The following is a 15,258-nucleotide window of genomic DNA, read 5'->3' on the forward strand; positions in this document are numbered from 1 at the left end:
AGAGCCCTTTTTTTTCTTTTTCTTGACAATTTTAAAATAATTCTATATAGTAAAGATATAAAATTGAAATGAGCACCCTTAGCTCAACTGGATAGAGTACCTGACTACGAATCAGGCGGTTAGAGGTTCGACTCCTCTAGGGTGCATATCTCGCTTAATGTGGAGACATTAGGGGAGTTTCTTTTTAGTAAGAGTAACCATTGTCGGGAAGTAGCTCAGCTTGGTAGAGTACTTGGTTTGGGACCAAGGTGTCGCAGGTTCGAATCCTGTCTTCCCGATCATCAAGCAACGAATGGGTTGCTTTTTTTATTACAGTGGAAAGTGATATTTCTAGGTTGAACAGGAATTTTTAGTCTTTTCCTGCTATATTTAAAGTTTTAAGAAGGGATATTTTTTTGCATTCAAAAAGACTCTGCATCTTTGCAAAGATTTTTCCATTGCAAAAATGGGAGAGTCTGCCAGAATGTTAGTGATTACAAGACATGTTTTAAGTAGTGAGCTCTAAGAAGAGAAAAATGAGAGCCAACAAACAACACAGGTACCTCACAGTATTGAATCTGGTCCAATATACTAAGTAGTAGGGCCAATAGCTTTCGTCTATACTCTTATCTAGTCGGTTGTTCATAGGGACATTGACTAAAATAGTGATGAGAAAGACTCCTAATAAATAGGTTAAAAAACTGAGTAAAATCCAAAAGCTACCATTTGCTGAGAGGTGATACCATGAAAGGACGCTACCGAGTAATAGTGGTCCTAAAAAAACAAATAGAAAGATAGGGTTTTGAATGACTTTGTTAATTTTCCGCATGGTAAATGTAGCAATATCTTGATTGGAATCACTTAGAGCCTTCATGATAGTGTTGGAAAAAACAAAGTAGAGCCCTGACGACAGGGCAAGTAGTAATAAGTATAGTAATGATAAGATGTTCATTCATTCCTCCTTTTGTAGTGGTTGCACCTAAATTTATTAGTTGATCATTAGGGTATATATTAGCATAAATTGCTATTGTTTTCAATGTAGGACTTTGTAGCTGGGTCTTTATTTGGTTGAAAAAGTTGATTTTATGGAGAGAAGCAACGTGCCTTCTTTTTATTTATGTTCTTCCCTAGAATATTTTTGATATAATAGCCTTATGAAATCTTTAGATGATAATTTATCAGTATTGGGGGGGGTTGGTCCCAAGTCTGTCGAAAAATTTTTGAAATTAGATTTGCAAACGGTGGGTGATGCGCTTTTGTATTACCCTTTTCGCTATGAGGATTTTCAGACGAAATCGGTTTTGGATTTGATGGATGGTGAGAAGGCCTTGATTTTGGGAGAAGTTGTTAGTCCAGCTTCTGTCCAATATTATGGCTACAAGCGTAATCGGCTACGATTTTCCATTCGTCATGGGGAGATCATTGTAGCAGTGTCTTTTTTCAATCAGCCCTATCTGGCAGATAAGATAGAAGTTGGCGCTCAATTGGCTATTTGGGGAAAATGGGATAAGGCCAAGGCCTCTTTGACGGGTATGAAGGTCTTGAGTCAACAACAGGAGGATTTGCAGCCTGTCTACCATGTGGTTCAAGGTGTTAAACAGTCCAGCTTGGTCAAATTGATAAAGACGGCTATTGACGAGGGTTATCTGGACTTGGTAGAGGAAAATTTGCCAGTCGACTTGTTGGTGCGTTATCAATTGTTGAATCGTCAAGAGGCTATCAGGGCCATGCACTTTCCTGTCGATATTGACCAGTATCGGCAGGCTTTGAGGCGAATTAAATTTGAGGAATTGTTTTATTTCCAGCTGAATCTGCAAAGTTTGAAATATGAAAATCGCAGGGCGGATGCGGGCATTTCCATTGCTTTTGATAGTAGCGCTTTGGGGGAGAAAATCGAGAAATTACCCTTTGTTTTGACAGAGGCGCAGCAAAGGAGTTTGCAGGAGATTTTGTCAGATATGGCTTCTTCTGGTCACATGAACCGGCTTTTGCAGGGAGATGTTGGGTCTGGTAAGACGGTTATTGCTGGTTTAGCTATGTATGCTGCCTATACTGCAGGATATCAATCTGCTTTAATGGTGCCAACGGAGATTTTGGCGGAACAGCATTATGAGAGTTTGAGTCAGCTTTTTCCTGAACTTTCCATTGCCTTGTTGACGGGAGGCATGAAGGCTGCAGTTAGACGGACAGCTCTGGCTGCGATTGAGTCTGGAGAAGTGGATATGGTGATTGGGACCCATGCCCTGATTCAGGAGGGCGTCAATTATCAGCATTTGGGTCTGGTGATTACAGATGAGCAGCACCGTTTTGGGGTCAAACAGCGGAGGGTTTTTCGCGAAAAAGGGGAGAATCCGGATGTCCTGATGATGACAGCTACCCCCATTCCGAGGACTTTGGCCATTACAGCCTTTGGGGAAATGGATGTTTCCATCATTGATCAACTGCCTGCGGGTCGTAAGGAAATCAGGACACGTTGGGTCAAGCATGAGCAGCTTCCACTGGTTTGGGATTGGGTTGGTAAGGAAATTGAAAAAGGTGCTCAAGTCTATGTGGTTTCCCCTTTGATTGAGGAGTCTGAAGCTCTGGACTTGAAAAATGCCATTGCTTTAGAAGAAGAATTGCAGGCTTATTTTGGGGAAAGGGTTAGGATTGCCCTCCTACATGGCCAAATGAAAAACCAGGAAAAAGAGGCTATTATGCAGGACTTTAAGTCTGGAAAAACAGATCTGCTGGTGTCAACAACTGTCATCGAGGTAGGAGTCAATGTGCCCAATGCGACGGTCATGATCATCATGGATGCGGATCGTTTTGGATTAAGCCAGCTGCATCAGTTGCGGGGCCGTGTGGGTCGGGGCGACAAACAATCCTATGCCATTTTAGTGGCCAATCCCAAGACAGACTCGGGCAAAGAACGGATGCAGGCCATGACAGAAACGACGGATGGATTTGTCTTGGCGGAGAAAGACTTGCAGATGAGGGGTTCGGGTGAGGTTTTTGGTACCAGACAGTCTGGTTTGCCGGAGTTTCAAGTAGCCAACATCATTGATGATTTTCCAATTTTAGAGGAGGCGAGACGGGTAGCCAGTCAGATTGTTTCAGAACCAGATTGGCAAGCCAATCCTAAATGGTCTATGCTGGTGAAGGAACTGAATAGGCCTGACCGTTTAGACTAAGATAAAAGAAGACTGGCTCAGTCTTCTTTTGCTTTATCCTTGAATATAGTCCGCTAAATCTTGTCCGGTCAAGCCGGCGTTGAGGGCGATGAGGAGCTTGATGCGGGCCTTTTGGCTGTTAAGTTCCTTGACAAAGAGGACGCCTTCTTTCTCAAGCTGAACCCCGCCTCCCTGGTAGGCATAGACGGGTTCGGCAATGCCATTGAAACAGCGGGAAACGAGCACGACAGGAATTTCCTTGGTCAGGCGCTGGAGGCTGGGAAGAATAGATGGAGGGAGATTCCCAGCGCCTAGGGCTTCGATGACAAGGCCTGAAATCTTATCGGGGCTTAGGGAGTCGAGTAAAATACTATCCATATCAGCGTAAGCCTTGATAATTGGGACTGTTCCCTCAATCCTGTCAAGGTGGAAGCGGGTCCGTTTTTCTGTCTGATTGAAGAAGAGAATATTTCGCTTGGTGACAAGGCCAAGGGGACCGTGTGTCGGGGTTTGAAAGGTGGATAGGTTGGTAGTGTGGGTCTTGGTCACAAATTTGGCGGCATGGATTTCATCGTTCATGACCAGGAGGACGCCCTTGTCGGCAGCTTTCTCATCAGCTGCGACACGGAGGGCAGAGAGGTAGTTGTAAACGCCATCGCTGCCTAATTCATTGGAAGAGCGCATGGCACCAGTCAGAACGATAGGTTTTTTAGGTATGTTCAGGGTGTCTAAAAAATAGGCAGTCTCCTCCAACGTATCTGTCCCATGGGTGATGACAAAGCCATCATAGCTCTGGGCATTTTCTTGGATAGTTTGATAGAGGCCCAGCATATGGGAAAAGGTGACATGGGGACTGGGAATGTTATAGACATCGAGGGCTGTAACTTGAATCTGGTCTAGGGGACTGGAAACCTGGGTCATGGGGTTCTTTTGGCTGGAGGTAACCTGGCCTTGTTCATCTGCCTGCATGGAAATTGTTCCACCGGTGTGGAGTACCAATATTTTTTTCATAAAGTTTCAGAATCTTTCAAATTGTGCTATAATTATTCTATCATAAAACATGGAAAGAGGGTGATGATTCTGACTATTAAGGCTGTTTTTTTGGATATTGATGGCACTTTGCTGACAGATAAGCGGTCGGTCAGCCAATCCACCATTCAGGTCATCAATACCCTCAAGAAAAAAGGGATTGTAGTCGGACTGGCAACTGGTCGTGGACCTCGTTTTGTCTTGCAATACATGGCCTCCCTCAGTCTGGATTTGGCCATTGTCTATAATGGGCAATATATCATTTCACGTGAACAGACTCTTTTTGACAATCCATTATCTCCGAAGGATATCGAGGGATTGGTAAACTATGCCCAGAAAAATAAGCTGGACTTATCTTTTGGAACGGCTGCGGGTGTGTCCGGTAGCGGGATAATGAATGCTGGTTCTGGTCAGTTGGGCTATCGGATTTCTCGGATGGTTCCGGATGCCTGGGTTGATGCCATTATCTTTATTTTTAACCGCTTGATTCGATGGGTAAGACCCCAGAAAAAAATCGAATTATCCAGCCTTTTTCAGCAACCCATCTATCAGATGATGATGATTGTCAGTGAATTAGAAACCAAAAAATTAGCAGCAGAATTTCCGCAGCTCAGCATCACTCGATCCAGCCCTTACTCGGTGGATATCATCAGCAAGGGGATGTCCAAATTAAAGGGGATTGAGAAGGCAGGGGAATATTACGGTTTCACGACTGATCAGGTCATGGCCTTTGGGGATTCGACCAATGATGTGGAAATGTTGGCAGGAGTCCGCTATTCTGTGGCCATGGGCAATGGTTCAAAAAAGGTCAAAGAAGTGGCTTCTTATGTGACTGCTTCCAATAATGAGGATGGAATTTACCAGGCAGCCCTGCATTTTGGCTTGTTGGAGGAGACTTCAGATGTTTCAGAGTAAAAATCCCTATTTTAATCAGGTCAAGGATTTCCATGCTAGGATGGATGGTCATACCCAGGAGAGTCCAAGGGCCTATGAGATGGAAGAGGCCCTCCATCGGGCAGACTTTAAGTTAGAAGAAATCGTCGAGTTTTTACAGGCGACGGTAACTCGGGAGAGCGATTGGGATAGGGTTATTCACAAGCTCCATCAGGACCTGGACAAGGCTGCTGAAAAGGTCAAAAAGAAAGGGCAACCACAGGACCCTTTGGTGGGGCAAGTGGATGCCTTGGTGGATTTGCTCTATTTTACCTATGGTTCCTTTGCCCTAATGGGGGTGGATCCAGAACCAATTTTCCGGATTGTGCATGAGGCCAATATGGGAAAAATTTTTCCTGATGGAAAAGCGCATTTCCATCCAGTGACCCATAAGATTTTGAAACCAGATGACTGGGAGGAGAAGTTCGCTCCAGAACCAGCCATTCGGAAGGAGCTGCAAAAGCAAATAAGGGCAAGAAAAGAGTAAGGACCTGCAATCACAGGCCCTTTTTCCTATAGCTAAATAGTTTTTTGCTCTTCCCGAACAATGAGGAGGTCAATGGTGGCGTGACGAAGGATGTACTCAGAAGAGGAGCCGATGAGAAGGCGCTCAAAGGCATTGAGGCCGGTTGCACCGAGTAGCATGAGATCTGCACCAGTTTGTTTTGGAATGTCATGGGCCAAGAGGGTCTTTGGATTGCCAAATTCAATCATGACCTGGACATCTGGAAGCCCTTCTCTTTGAGCTTCTTCTTGGTAACCTTTCAGTAATTCGGTTGCTTCTCTTTCGAGGGATTCGTAAACTGAGGCATCAAAGGCTGCCACATTGTGGAGGGCGCGGGTGTCGATAACATGGGCAATAATCAGGCGGGCCTGGTTGCGTTTGGCCACATGGATGGCTTTGTGGAGGGCCAATTCTGCACCAGCAGAGCCGTCGACAGCTACGAGGATGGTTTTATAGGATTGAGTCATATCAGTCACTCCTTTCACAAGATACGAGGGCAACATGAGTTTGCAAAAGATTTTGCCACTCCTTGGGCCGTGGTCAATCACTTCTATATTTATATTGTAAGCCTTTTCATGAAAAAAGTAAACTCTTTCTTGTGATTTTTTCTAATTTAGGCTAAAATAGGTTCAGTAGAAAGACGAGGTAATGCCATGAGACAATTTGATAAATCCTCAAAACTAGAACATGTGGCTTATGATATTCGCGGTCCTATCCTGGATGAAGCAGACCGTATGATTGCTAATGGGGAAAGGATTCTCCGCTTAAATACTGGAAATCCTGCAGCCTTTGGCTTTGAAGCGCCAGATGAAGTCATTCGTGATTTGATTATGAACGCCCGCAATTCGGAAGGCTATGTAGACAGTAAGGGTCTCTTTTCGGCCCGTAAGGCTATTATGCAATACTGCCAGCTCAAGGGTTTTCCGGATGTCGATGTCAATGATATTTATATCGGAAATGGGGTATCGGAGCTGATTCCAATGGCCCTCCAGGCTCTTCTGGAAAATGACGATGAGGTACTGGTACCCATGCCAGATTATCCACTCTGGACGGCCTGTGTCAGTCTGTCAGGCGGAAAAGCTGTGCATTATGTCTGTGATGAGTCAGCCAACTGGTATCCAGATTTGGATGATATTCGCTCCAAAATTACCTCCCGCACCAAAGCTTTGGTTATCATCAATCCCAATAATCCAACAGGAGCCCTTTACCCAAGAGAAATCCTGGAGGAAATGGTAGAGATTGCCCGTCAAAATAATTTAATCATCATGGCGGATGAAATCTATGATCGTTTGGTCATGGATGGGGGAGAACATGTGGCTATAGCCAGTCTGGCGCCAGATGTTTTCTGTGTGTCTATGAATGGCCTATCCAAGTCTCACCGCATTGCCGGTTTTCGGGTAGGATGGATGGTTCTTTCAGGCCCTAAGTCCCATGTTAAGGGCTATATCGAGGGCATCAATATGCTGTCCAATATGCGCCTTTGCTCCAATGTTTTGGCCCAACAGGTAGTTCAAACCTCCCTTGGCGGCATTCAATCAGTGGACAAACTCCTCTTGCCAGGGGGCCGTATTTATGAACAAAGGAACTTCATTTACAAGGCCATCAATGATATTCCTGGCTTGTCTGCGGTCAAACCACAGGCAGGACTTTACATTTTTCCAAAAATTGATCAGGAAATGTATCGTATTGATGACGATGAGGAATTCTGCCTGCGCCTGTTGAAGCAGGAAAAGGTTATGTTGGTGCCTGGTAAAGGTTTTAACTGGAACCAGCCCGATCATTTCCGCATCGTTTACCTGCCAACAGTAGAAGAATTAGGAGATGTTCAGGAAAAAATCACCCGAGTTCTGAGTCAATATAAGCGCTAAAAAGATAAAAGGGAGTCTGAATGTGAATTCAGGCTCTCTTAAATTGCTTCAATATATGAAACAATAGAAAATTTTCTGATAATTGTTGAAATACAACCTGTGATTTGATATAATGAAAGCAATTACAGTTAAAAGAGGGTCTTATGACAAGTTTATTAGAAAAAACAAGGGACATTACTTCCATTTTGAAGCGTTCCGAAGAAAAGTTGGCAGAAGAACTGCCCTACAATGCGATTGCAGAACATTTGGCAGAGATTATTCACTGCAATGCCTGCATCATCAACAGTGAGGGGGAGGTACTTGGTTACCATCTTCGTTACAAACTGCACAATGACCGGGTGGAGGAGTTCTTTACTTCCAAACAGTTCCCATCTGAATATATCAAGGCGGCAGCACAGGTCTATGATACCCAGGCCAATATTTCAGCTGACAGTGACTTGACAGCCATCCCTGTGGAGTCTCGGGCAGAGTATCCAAATAGTGTAACGACTTTGGCTCCAATCCATGTGACAGGAATCCGCTTTGGTTCCCTGATTATTTGGCGCAATGATGGTCAGTTCAACGATGAGGACTTGATTTTGGTGGAGATTGCCTCAACAGTGGTGGGCATTCAGCTCCTCAATTTCCAAAGGGAAGAGGATGAAAAGAATATCCGCCGTCGTGCAGCAGTCAATATGGCCGTCAATACCCTGTCTTATTCAGAAATGAAAGCTGTTGCTGCCATTTTGGGAGAACTCAATGGCTTGGAGGGGCAATTGACAGCTTCAGTGATTGCGGATCGGATTGGGATTACCCGCTCTGTCATTGTCAATGCTCTTCGCAAGTTGGAAAGTGCAGGGATTATTGAAAGCCGTTCACTGGGGATGAAGGGAACCTATCTCAAGGTCTTGATTCCTGCCATCTTTGATGAAATTAAGAAGCGTGACTACTGATATGGCAAAAGCACTGATTTCGATTGATTATACGATTGATTTTGTGGCCGATGAGGGGAAATTGACGGCTGGTGCAGCCGCCCAGGCTATTGCTGACAAGATTGCGGAGGTTACTCAAGTGGCCTATGATAGGGGAGACTATATCTTCTTTGCTATTGATGGTCACGATGAGGAAGATGAGTTTCACCCAGAAACCAAGCTCTTTCCACCTCACAATATCAAGGGAACTAGTGGACGAGATCTTTACGGAAAACTGGGTCAAGTCTATGAGAAGATTAAGGATGATGCGCGTGTTTTTTGGATGGACAAACGACATTATTCAGCTTTTTCAGGGACAGATTTGGATATTCGTCTCAGAGAACGTCGAGTGAACACCATCGTTTTGACTGGGGTGTTGACCGATATCTGTGTCCTTCATACAGCCATTGATGCCTACAATCTGGGGTATGAGATTGAAGTTGTGGCTTCGGCTGTTGCCAGTTTGACTCAAGAAAATCACCTCTTTGCCCTCAACCATTTGCAGCATGTCTTGGGCGCAAGGATTATGGAAGAATGAGAAAGAGAACTTGGAGTCCAAGTTCTCTTTCCTATTTTTTCACAATCAGGTCCAGGGCCTGTTGGAGTTTTTCTTCCTGTTGGGCTAGATCCAGATTTGGATCTTGGAGGGCTCTGGTGATTTGGTTGCTGATGACCAGACCCATGGTGCGGTTGATACTGGAGCGGACAGCAGTCAGTTGGGTGACGATGTCGATGCACTCCTGTTCGTCTTCAATCATTTTTTGAATGCCCCGAAGTTGGCCTTCGGCCCGTTTGAGGCGGTTGAGGATATCTTTTTTTTCTGTCTTCATACTTGGCTCACTTTCTAATCAATATTATACCGACGTGGGGTATATTTGTCAAATTGGATTGTTTAGGGCTTCATGTTTGACAGGGAAGCCGAGAGTGTGCTACTATTCAAATATACCCGTAGGGGTATAAACAAAAAGGAGCAAATATGTTTGAATTTTTGAAACGAATCCTGCCTCAATCGACGGAGACTGTGTCCGCTAGTGACTTGGAAGGCCTTTTGTCAGCAGGGGAAATCACTCTCCTAGATGTCCGAAGTCCTCAGGAATACCGTGGAGGGCATATCAGGCAGGCGCGAAATCTGCCCTTGGACCGGATTGGGACCTATCAAGGGCCAAAGGGGGAGGTCGTCTATGTCATCTGTCAATCCGGCATGCGAAGCAAGCGTGCCGCTCATCTATTAAAAGAAAAAGGTTATAGGGTTGTCAATGTCCGCGGTGGCATGGCAGCTTATCAAGGAAAAACAATTGGAGGAAAGTAAAATGAAAATTGTCATTATTGGGGGAGTAGCGGGTGGCATGTCAGCTGCGACCCGTTTGCGGCGACTGATGGAAGATGCGGAAATCATCGTTTTTGACAAGGGGCCCTATGTGTCCTTTGCCAACTGCGGTCTTCCTTTTCATGTTTCAGGAGAAATTGCGGAACGCTCCAGCCTTTTGGTCCAGACGCCTGAGAGTTTGAAGTCGCGCTTTGAGCTGGATGTGCGTACTGAAACAGAAGTCTTGTCCATCGACGGAGAAAAGAAAGAAGTGACAGTCAGCTCCTATGGCAAAACCTACACGGAAAGTTATGACAAGCTGATTCTATCTCCTGGTGCCAAGCCCTTTGTCCCACCGATGGATGGGCTGGATGAGGCTGAAAATGTCTTTACCCTGCGCAGTATTCCTGATTTGGATCGGATTATGGTCAAATTAGCGGGTCTGTCTGCTGGCCAGGCGACGGTCATTGGGGCTGGTTTTATCGGCCTTGAAATGGCAGAGAGTTTGGTCAAGAAGGGTTTGAAGGTCACCTTGATCGAGAAAGCTCCCCATGTCTTGCCGCCCTTGGATGAGGAAATGGCTGCCTTTGTAGAGGCGGAATTAGTAAAAAATGGCATTACCGTTATCACGGGGGGATCAGCTCAGGCTTTTGAAGAAAAAGGGAAAACCATCATCTTAGAAGATGGCAGTCGATTATCATCAGATTTGACCATCTTGTCTGTCGGTGTGCAGCCAGAGAATGATTTGGCAAAGGCCGCTGGTATCGAGCTTGGTCTGCGTGGGGGTATCTTGGTAGATAAAAACTATGAGACCAGCATTTCCGATATCTATGCGGTTGGGGATGCTATTGTGGTGAAACATCAGATTACGGAGCAGGGTGCGCTGATTTCCTTGGCCAGTCCGGCCAACCGTCAGGGTCGTCAAGTGGCGGATATGATCGCAGGGCATGGTTCAGCCAATAAGGGAAGCTTAGGGACTGCCATCGTTCGTGCCTTTGATATGGTGGCTGCTTCAACAGGTCTCAGTGAGCGGCTGGCTCGGCTGAACTTTGAGGATGTGGCTGTGGTCCATACGACGGGCAATGACCATGCAGGTTACTACCCAGGTGCAACCCCTATCAGCTTGAAGCTGGTCTTCAATCCCAAAACAGGGGCCATCTATGGAGCTCAGGCGGTTGGACAAAAGGGTGTGGATAAGCGGATCGATGTTTTAGCGACAGCCATCAAGGCTGGTCTGACCATCTTTGACTTGCCAGAGCTGGAGCTGACCTATGCCCCGCCATTTGGTTCGGCCAAGGATCCGGTTAATATGCTGGGCTATGCGGCCAGCAATTTGGCCCAAGGTCTCAGCGATAGTGTGCAGTGGTATGAGCTCAAGGAGGAGTTGGCAAAAGGCAAAATCTTACTGGATGTCCGCAATCCGGCAGAAGTACTAGCGGGGCGGTTCCCAGATGCCCTTCATATTCCACTTGATAGTCTGCGGGAGCGGTTGGCAGAATTGGACAAAAATCAGGAATACATCGTCAGCTGCCATAGCGGTTTGCGCTCTTACATTGCTGAGCGGATTCTCAAGCAACATGGCTTCAAGGTAGCCAACTTAGACGGGGCTTATTCCCTATACAATACAGTTAGACCAAAGGAGATTCTTCATGATGAAAAGTAAAGCCGTAAATGATTTGGCTGCTGAAGTGGAGGCAAAAACCCTCAACCTCATCGATGTCCGCGAAGCGGATGAGTTTGCATCGGGCCATCTTCCTGGCGCCATCAATCTGCCCTTGAGTGACTTTCTGGAGCGCTATGAGGAACTGGATAAGGGCAAGTCCTACCATATCATCTGCCGCTCTGGCGCTCGCTCAGCCCAGGCCTGCGCCTTCTTGGAAGAAGAGGGCTACGATGTGACCAATGTAGCTGGCGGAACCATTGCTTGGCTGGGTGATTTGGAATAAGATGAAGAAGGCTGGGAAATTCCCAGCTTTTTTCGATTTTGCTCCTTTCAGATTTGGTATTTTTGGCAGAAAGATTAGAAAAATCTGTGGTATAATAGTGTATTGATTATCTTGATGTGAAGAGGAGAAATGCAATGAAGATTTCTGAAGAAGAAGTGCGTCATGTGGCCAATTTGTCAAAGTTGTCTTTTTCTGATGCGGAAACGACAGAATTTGCGACGACCTTGTCAAAAATTGTAGACATGGTGGAGCTCTTGAAGGAAGTGGATACCGCAGGTGTTCCCATTACTACAACCATGGCAGATCGCAAAACGGTGGTTCGGGCGGATCTGGTGGAGGCTGCAACTGACCGCGATGACTTGTTTAAAAATGTACCCCAGTCTGAGAACTACTATATCAAGGTTCCAGCGATTTTGGAAGATGGAGGAGATGCCTAATGACCTTTAACAATAAGACCATTGATGAGTTGCATGACCTTCTGGTAAAAAAAGAAATTTCTGTGACGGAGCTGACCAAGGCAACACTGGCAGATATCCAGGAGCGCGAGGGAGCCTTGAACTCCTTTGTGACCATTGCAGAAGAAGCTGCCCTAGCTCAGGCCCGCGCCCTAGATGAAAAGGGTGTGGATGTGGATAAGGTGATGGCTGGGATTCCTGTGGCAGTTAAGGATAATATTTCAACCAAGGGGATTTTGACGACAGCTGCCTCCAAAATGCTCTATAATTATGAGCCGATTTTCAATGCGACGGCGGTGGAAAACCTCTATGGCCAGGAGATGGTGATCATCGGTAAGACCAACATGGACGAGTTTGCCATGGGTGGTTCTGGTGAAACGTCTTACTTTGGTGCGACAAAAAATGCTTGGGATCAGACCAAGGTGCCAGGTGGTTCATCCAGCGGTTCGGCTTCGGCGGTGGCTTCAGGTCAGGTCCGTCTGTCTCTGGGTTCGGATACGGGTGGTTCTATCCGCCAGCCTGCGGCCTTTAGCGGTATCGTAGGACTCAAACCGACTTATGGCACGGTGTCTCGTTTTGGCTTGATTGCCTTTGGTAGCTCGCTGGATCAAATTGGACCTTTTTCCCAAACGGTCAAGGAAAATGCCCAGCTACTCAATGTCATTGCCAGTGAGGATCGGAAAGATTCGACTGCTGCGCCGCATCAAGTAGCAGACTACACCAGTAAAATCGGTCAGGATATCAAGGGACTCAAGATTGCCCTGCCCAAGGAATATTTGGGTGAGGGGATTGACCCTGAGGTCAAGGAAACCATCATCAATGCAGCCAAACACTTTGAAAAGTTGGGAGCGACCGTTGAGGAAGTCAGCCTGCCTCACAGCAAGTATGGGGTAGCAGTTTATTACATCATTGCATCCTCTGAAGCCTCTTCCAACTTGCAGCGCTTCGATGGGATTCGCTATGGTTATCGGACAGAAAACTTCAATAACTTGGATGACATCTATGTCAATACCCGTAGTGAAGGTTTTGGCGAGGAAGTGAAGCGCCGGATTATGTTGGGGACTTTCAGCCTGTCATCCGGCTACTACGATGCCTACTTCAAGAAGGCCGGCCAGGTGCGGACCTTGATTATTCAAGATTTTGAAAAGGTCTTTGCAGATTATGATTTGATTCTGGGGCCAACAGCACCAAGTGTGGCCTTTGATTTGGACTCTCTCAGTCATGACCCTGTGGCTATGTACTTGGCTGACCTGTTGACCATTCCAGTCAATTTGGCTGGTCTGCCAGGGATCTCTATTCCTGCTGGCTTTGCCCAAGGTTTGCCAGTGGGTCTGCAGTTAATCGGTCCAAAATATTCAGAGGAGACCATTTATCAGGCTGCAGCAGCTTTTGAAGCGACGACAGATTACCACAAACAACAACCTGTCATTTTTGGAGGTGAGAAATAATGAACTTTGAAACAATTATCGGGATTGAAGTCCATGTGGAACTCAACACCAACTCCAAAATTTTCTCCCCATCGGCTGCCCATTTTGGACAGGACCAGAATGCCAGCACCAATATCATTGACTGGTCCTTCCCAGGTGTCCTGCCGGTTCTCAATAAGGGAGTTGTGGATGCAGGCATCAAGGCTGCTTTGGCCTTGAATATGAGTATTCACCAAAAGATGCACTTTGACCGCAAGAACTATTTCTACCCTGACAATCCCAAGGCCTATCAGATTTCCCAATTTGATGAGCCTATCGGCTATGATGGCTGGATTGATGTGACCTTGGAAGATGGTTCCACCAAGAAAATCCGAATTGAGCGGGCTCATTTGGAAGAGGATGCGGGAAAAAATACCCATGGTACGGATGGTTATTCCTATGTCGACCTCAACCGTCAGGGTGTGCCCTTGATTGAGATTGTATCGGAAGCGGATATGCGCTCGCCAGAGGAGGCTTATGCTTATTTGACAGCCCTCAAGGAAATTATCCAGTATACCGGGATTTCGGATGTCAAGATGGAAGAGGGTTCCATGCGGGTGGATGCCAATATTTCCCTGCGTCCCTATGGTCAGGAGGCCTTTGGTACCAAGACGGAGCTGAAAAACCTCAACTCCTTCTCCAATGTCCGCAAGGGCTTGGAATACGAGGTAGAGCGTCAGGCAAAAATCTTGCGCAGCGGTGGTCAAATCCGTCAGGAAACCCGCCGTTATGATGAAGCGAGCAAGTCTACTATTTTGATGCGGGTTAAAGAAGGTTCTGCGGATTACCGTTACTTCCCAGAGCCAGACCTGCCCCTCTTTGAAATTGATGATGCCTGGATTGAGGAAGTGCGCTCAGAATTGCCAGCCTTTCCAGCAGAGCGCCGGGCTCGGTATACATCAGAACTTGGACTGTCAGCCTACGATGCTAGCCAGTTGACAGCCACCAAGGCCCTGTCTGATTTCTTCGAGGCGGCCGTAGCCCTGGGAGGCGATGCCAAGCAGGTGTCCAACTGGCTGCAGGGCGAGGTAGCTCAGTTCCTAAATGCAGAAGGAACTTCCATTGAAGAAATCAGCCTGACCCCAGAAAATCTGGTCGAAATGATTGCCATCATCGAGGATGGTACCATCTCATCTAAGATTGCCAAGAAGGTCTTTGTTCATCTGGCCAAGGAAGGTGGCTCTGCCAAAGCCTATGTTGAAAAGGCTGGACTGGTGCAGATTTCAGACCCTGCTGTCCTGATTCCGATCATCCACCAAGTCTTTGCCGACAATGAGGCTGCTGTGGCGGACTTCAAGTCTGGCAAACGCAATGCTGACAAGGCCTTTACAGGATTCTTGATGAAGGCAACCAAGGGCCAGGCCAACCCACAAGTGGCGCAACAATTACTGGCACAGGAATTGGCTAAGTTGTTGGATTAGGGTGAAACGAAAATCATTAACGGACTCATGAAAAGAACTGCTTATACGGTATGATTTAAGCAGTTCTTTTTTAAAAGATTGGTATATTCGAAAAGGAACGGTGATTCGCAATGCCCTTGGCGAAATATCAATGTTAGGTACCATCTATCTCTCAGGAAATACAATGTGAAGGATTGAAGAGATGATGGATTTATGGATATGGCAAGTGATATTTTTTGCTTTCCTTCTTTTTATTAATCGAATATGAA

General features: G+C 46.2%; 14 protein-coding genes, 2 tRNA genes and 1 pseudogene. 13 read left to right on the plus strand and 4 right to left on the minus strand.

The genetic code is table 11. The features are described 5' to 3' along the window. Positions 1–72: 72 nt before the first annotated feature. Positions 73–146: transfer RNA gene (locus ACEYCN_RS02065), tRNA-Arg, on the plus strand. A 58-nt stretch (positions 147–204) separates the two neighbouring features. Next, positions 205–278: transfer RNA gene (locus tag ACEYCN_RS02070), tRNA-Pro, on the plus strand. 209 nt (positions 279–487) lie between these two features. On the opposite strand, the gene ACEYCN_RS02075 is transcribed toward ACEYCN_RS02070, so the two are convergent. Continuing rightward, entirely contained in the window at positions 488–931 is a 444-nt protein-coding gene (locus tag ACEYCN_RS02075; RefSeq protein WP_373712645.1) for a DUF1772 domain-containing protein, read from the minus strand. A 202-nt stretch (positions 932–1,133) separates the two neighbouring features. Here ACEYCN_RS02075 and recG point away from each other — a divergent pair, with 202 nt between their 5' ends. Then, entirely contained in the window at positions 1,134–3,152 is a 2,019-nt protein-coding gene (gene recG, locus ACEYCN_RS02080; RefSeq protein ID WP_373712646.1) for an ATP-dependent DNA helicase RecG, read from the plus strand. 33 nt (positions 3,153–3,185) lie between these two features. On the opposite strand, the gene ACEYCN_RS02085 is transcribed toward recG, so the two are convergent. Continuing rightward, a complete protein-coding gene (locus ACEYCN_RS02085; RefSeq protein ID WP_373712647.1) occupies positions 3,186–4,142 on the minus strand; it encodes an asparaginase in 957 nt (318 codons plus the stop codon). Positions 4,143–4,211: 69 nt separating this feature from the next. Here ACEYCN_RS02085 and ACEYCN_RS02090 point away from each other — a divergent pair. Continuing rightward, a pseudogene (locus tag ACEYCN_RS02090) lies at positions 4,212–5,580 on the plus strand (HAD hydrolase family protein). Positions 5,581–5,612: 32 nt separating this feature from the next. Here the strand turns inward: ACEYCN_RS02090 and ACEYCN_RS02095 are convergent. Further along, positions 5,613–6,065, minus strand: a complete 453-nt coding sequence (locus ACEYCN_RS02095; RefSeq protein ID WP_373712648.1) for a universal stress protein — start codon at positions 6,063–6,065, stop codon at positions 5,613–5,615. Positions 6,066–6,251: 186 nt separating this feature from the next. Between ACEYCN_RS02095 and ACEYCN_RS02100 the strand changes: the two genes are divergently transcribed. From ACEYCN_RS02100 to ACEYCN_RS02110, 3 genes are all read left to right on the plus strand, one after another. Beyond that, a complete protein-coding gene (locus ACEYCN_RS02100) occupies positions 6,252–7,466 on the plus strand; it encodes a pyridoxal phosphate-dependent aminotransferase (protein ID WP_373712649.1) in 1,215 nt (404 codons plus the stop codon). Positions 7,467–7,609: 143 nt separating this feature from the next. Further along, positions 7,610–8,398, plus strand: a complete 789-nt coding sequence (gene codY, locus ACEYCN_RS02105) for a GTP-sensing pleiotropic transcriptional regulator CodY (protein ID WP_373712650.1) — start codon at positions 7,610–7,612, stop codon at positions 8,396–8,398. Position 8,399: 1 nt separating this feature from the next. Continuing rightward, entirely contained in the window at positions 8,400–8,954 is a 555-nt protein-coding gene (locus tag ACEYCN_RS02110; RefSeq protein ID WP_373712651.1) for a cysteine hydrolase family protein, read from the plus strand. 31 nt (positions 8,955–8,985) lie between these two features. On the opposite strand, the gene ACEYCN_RS02115 is transcribed toward ACEYCN_RS02110, so the two are convergent. Beyond that, on the minus strand, positions 8,986–9,246 hold the full coding sequence (locus ACEYCN_RS02115) for a metal-sensitive transcriptional regulator (RefSeq protein ID WP_373712652.1): 261 nt from the start codon (positions 9,244–9,246) through the stop codon (positions 8,986–8,988). Between the two features lie 146 nt (positions 9,247–9,392). On the opposite strand from ACEYCN_RS02115, the gene ACEYCN_RS02120 reads away from it, so the two are divergent. The 6 genes from ACEYCN_RS02120 to gatB all read left to right on the plus strand — a co-directional run bounded on the left by ACEYCN_RS02120 (position 9,393) and on the right by gatB (position 15,010). Beyond that, a complete protein-coding gene (locus ACEYCN_RS02120; RefSeq protein ID WP_373712653.1) occupies positions 9,393–9,725 on the plus strand; it encodes a rhodanese-like domain-containing protein in 333 nt (110 codons plus the stop codon). Between the two features lies 1 nt (position 9,726). Beyond that, entirely contained in the window at positions 9,727–11,385 is a 1,659-nt protein-coding gene (locus tag ACEYCN_RS02125; protein WP_373712654.1) for an FAD-dependent oxidoreductase, read from the plus strand. Continuing rightward, positions 11,372–11,668, plus strand: coding sequence for a rhodanese-like domain-containing protein (locus ACEYCN_RS02130; RefSeq protein WP_373712655.1), 297 nt, complete (start codon positions 11,372–11,374; stop codon positions 11,666–11,668). Before ACEYCN_RS02125 ends, ACEYCN_RS02130 begins: the two co-directional genes overlap by 14 nt. A gap of 134 nt (positions 11,669–11,802) precedes the next feature. Continuing rightward, complete coding sequence (gatC, locus tag ACEYCN_RS02135; RefSeq protein WP_373712656.1) at positions 11,803–12,105, plus strand: Asp-tRNA(Asn)/Glu-tRNA(Gln) amidotransferase subunit GatC; 303 nt, start codon at positions 11,803–11,805, stop codon at positions 12,103–12,105. Further along, positions 12,105–13,571, plus strand: a complete 1,467-nt coding sequence (gene gatA, locus ACEYCN_RS02140; protein ID WP_373712657.1) for an Asp-tRNA(Asn)/Glu-tRNA(Gln) amidotransferase subunit GatA — start codon at positions 12,105–12,107, stop codon at positions 13,569–13,571. Before gatC ends, gatA begins: the two co-directional genes overlap by 1 nt. Then, positions 13,571–15,010, plus strand: coding sequence for an Asp-tRNA(Asn)/Glu-tRNA(Gln) amidotransferase subunit GatB (gatB, locus tag ACEYCN_RS02145; RefSeq protein WP_373712658.1), 1,440 nt, complete (start codon positions 13,571–13,573; stop codon positions 15,008–15,010). Before gatA ends, gatB begins: the two co-directional genes overlap by 1 nt. Positions 15,011–15,258: the final 248 nt, after the last annotated feature.

The sequence above is a fragment of the Streptococcus sp. genome (assembly GCF_041802885.1).
GTDB lineage: Bacteria > Bacillota > Bacilli > Lactobacillales > Streptococcaceae > Streptococcus.

Coding starts and splice junctions, on each gene's coding strand:
- ACEYCN_RS02075 (WP_373712645.1), bottom strand. CDS start 931: ATGAACATCTTATCATTACTATACTTATTACTACTTGCCCTGTCGTCA.
- recG (WP_373712646.1), top strand. CDS start 1,134: ATGAAATCTTTAGATGATAATTTATCAGTATTGGGGGGGGTTGGTCCC.
- ACEYCN_RS02085 (WP_373712647.1), bottom strand. CDS start 4,142: ATGAAAAAAATATTGGTACTCCACACCGGTGGAACAATTTCCATGCAG.
- ACEYCN_RS02095 (WP_373712648.1), bottom strand. CDS start 6,065: ATGACTCAATCCTATAAAACCATCCTCGTAGCTGTCGACGGCTCTGCT.
- ACEYCN_RS02100 (WP_373712649.1), top strand. CDS start 6,252: ATGAGACAATTTGATAAATCCTCAAAACTAGAACATGTGGCTTATGAT.
- codY (WP_373712650.1), top strand. CDS start 7,610: ATGACAAGTTTATTAGAAAAAACAAGGGACATTACTTCCATTTTGAAG.
- ACEYCN_RS02110 (WP_373712651.1), top strand. CDS start 8,400: ATGGCAAAAGCACTGATTTCGATTGATTATACGATTGATTTTGTGGCC.
- ACEYCN_RS02115 (WP_373712652.1), bottom strand. CDS start 9,246: ATGAAGACAGAAAAAAAAGATATCCTCAACCGCCTCAAACGGGCCGAA.
- ACEYCN_RS02120 (WP_373712653.1), top strand. CDS start 9,393: ATGTTTGAATTTTTGAAACGAATCCTGCCTCAATCGACGGAGACTGTG.
- ACEYCN_RS02125 (WP_373712654.1), top strand. CDS start 9,727: ATGAAAATTGTCATTATTGGGGGAGTAGCGGGTGGCATGTCAGCTGCG.
- ACEYCN_RS02130 (WP_373712655.1), top strand. CDS start 11,372: ATGATGAAAAGTAAAGCCGTAAATGATTTGGCTGCTGAAGTGGAGGCA.
- gatC (WP_373712656.1), top strand. CDS start 11,803: ATGAAGATTTCTGAAGAAGAAGTGCGTCATGTGGCCAATTTGTCAAAG.
- gatA (WP_373712657.1), top strand. CDS start 12,105: ATGACCTTTAACAATAAGACCATTGATGAGTTGCATGACCTTCTGGTA.
- gatB (WP_373712658.1), top strand. CDS start 13,571: ATGAACTTTGAAACAATTATCGGGATTGAAGTCCATGTGGAACTCAAC.